General features: G+C 67.3%; 2 protein-coding genes and 1 pseudogene. 1 reads left to right on the forward strand and 2 read right to left on the reverse strand.

Annotated features, from left to right (window positions below):
• The first annotated feature begins 134 nt into the window (after positions 1-134).
• On the forward strand, positions 135-431 hold the full coding sequence (locus AQY21_RS09955) for an I78 family peptidase inhibitor (protein ID WP_203416477.1): 297 nt from the start codon (positions 135-137) through the stop codon (positions 429-431).
• Positions 432-483: 52 nt separating this feature from the next.
• Here the strand turns inward: AQY21_RS09955 and AQY21_RS09960 are convergent, their stop codons facing one another.
• Both AQY21_RS09960 and AQY21_RS09965 read right to left on the reverse strand, forming a co-directional pair.
• Positions 484-1,584, reverse strand: a complete 1,101-nt coding sequence (locus AQY21_RS09960; RefSeq protein ID WP_058097527.1) for a DNA alkylation repair protein — start codon at positions 1,582-1,584, stop codon at positions 484-486.
• 51 nt (positions 1,585-1,635) lie between these two features.
• A pseudogene (locus AQY21_RS09965) lies at positions 1,636-1,905 on the reverse strand (oxidoreductase); the annotation flags it as partial.

The raw sequence follows: 1,905 nt of genomic DNA on the forward strand, positions 1-1,905 counted from the left end.
CTACGCGACGGCAGTTCGCATCATGGCGCAACCGCATCCATGGTCTGTGTGTTTGTCCGCGAGTACATGTCTGTCATAGCTGGCGTTGCGCGTGTTCCGCCGCAATCGTCATATCCAGGAAAGGACCGGCCAAGATGAAACCGAACCTGATCGCCGCCGCCATGCTGTCCGTGGCCACCGTCACCCTTGCCGCTTGCGAAGAGGGGACGCAGCAGGCCGAGACTGCGTCGGGCGTCTGCCGCCCGGAGGCCGCCGAGGCCCTGGCGGGCAGGGACCGGCTGACCGATGCGCAGGCCATGGAACTGACCGGTGCCACCGTCGTGCGCCAGATCCAGCCGGGTCAGGGCGTGACGATGGATTATCGCCAGGAGCGCGTGACGGTGGAAACCGATCCGGCGACCGGCAAGATCCTTCGCGCCAGCTGCGGATAGACCAGGGCCGGTCGGAATTCATGGCGATCGGGCAATGCCTGCCTGGCGCCTTTCACCCCGTTACTTCGAAACCACCCAGCGGGTGGGCTTCGCCGTTGATGAGGACATCGATGCGGTGATGGCCGGGGAAGTGGCGGCGCGTCGTCATGGCGGCGAAAGACACCGTGGCGGAGAGAACCGCCTTCTCGCCCGGTTGCAGGGTGAGGCTACGCAGCTTGAAGACCTTCGGCCGGGTGCCGCCGTTGGCCTTCACGAAATGTACGGCATAGTCGATCAGCAGGCGCTGCGGCTGCGAAGCGGTGCTTTCGACCTCGAAGGACAGGCGCACGGCATCACCCAGGGCGACAGGCTGCGGCGTGATGGCGATGCGGCAGATGCGCACCGAGGGATTCTCCGCGCCGCCCAGGATGCGGATCGCGTCCCGGTCGCCGGCCTTGACCAGCGAGCGCAGCGCGTGGCGGACGATCCAGGCACGGCCCTCGGGCGCATCCTCCGACCAACGGCGGCATGTCGCGATGGTCAGGGCGGGATGATCCTTGGCGATGTCGTTGAGATTGTTCGCCACCGAACGGCGCACATAAGGCACCGGGTCGTCCTTCAGCAGTTCCAGCAATTCCAGCACCGGGCGCGGATCCTGCTGATAGCCCTGCAGGCGCCGCGCCCAAGGCAGTCGCGGGCGGGTGCCCTCCGACGCCAGGCGGCGCAGATGCGCGTTGTCGTCCACGGCCCATGCCAGCATCTGGGCATAGGTGCGCTCGGGGTATCTCTCCAGAAAGGCGCGGATGCTAAATTCGGCGGTGAACCGCTTGGTCAGTTCGGCCTGAAGCCGAATGGCCGCCTCGTAATCGTCGAGGCCGTATGTCTGCACGAAGGCCAGATGCGGCATATAGCGCATCGCCGCGCGGCCGATCTTGCCGTCTGCCGGAAGTTCCGGCCCCAGCGCCGCTTCGATCACCGCCGCCGCCTCGGCGAAGGGCCGGGGCAGATGCGCGTGCAAGGCCTCCGCGATATGGACGGCGCGGGCTGTCAGTTCCAGCCTTTCCAACCCGTCCATGGAACGCGCGACGAAGGCCTCGACGTCGAAGGCGGCATGGGCACGGTGCAGTTCCGCGGCGATCTCGCGCAGCAACGCAAGGTTGAACACGTCCTTCATGCCGGTCGCGCACCCGTGCCCTTCCCGGCCCAGCAGAGGGTCGCGCCGACCTCACGCATCGCGGAACAACGCCCTATGGGCGCGAGGCTGGCAGCGCAGATATTGCGGGGCCGCAGGCACCTGCGCCCCCAGATGCGCGGCCGCGTGCCAGGGCCAGCGCGGATCGTAGAGAATCCCGCGCGCAAGGGCGACCATGTCGGCATCGCCCGTCGCTACGATGGATTCCGCATGGTCGAAATCGGTGATCAGCCCCACCGCCACCACCGGCATGTCCACCGCCGCCTTGACCGCGCGCGCCAGCGGTACCTGATAGCCCGGAGC

Origin of the sequence: Paracoccus sp. MKU1, assembly GCF_001447385.1 — a bacterium.
Taxonomy (GTDB): Bacteria; Pseudomonadota; Alphaproteobacteria; order Rhodobacterales; family Rhodobacteraceae; genus Paracoccus.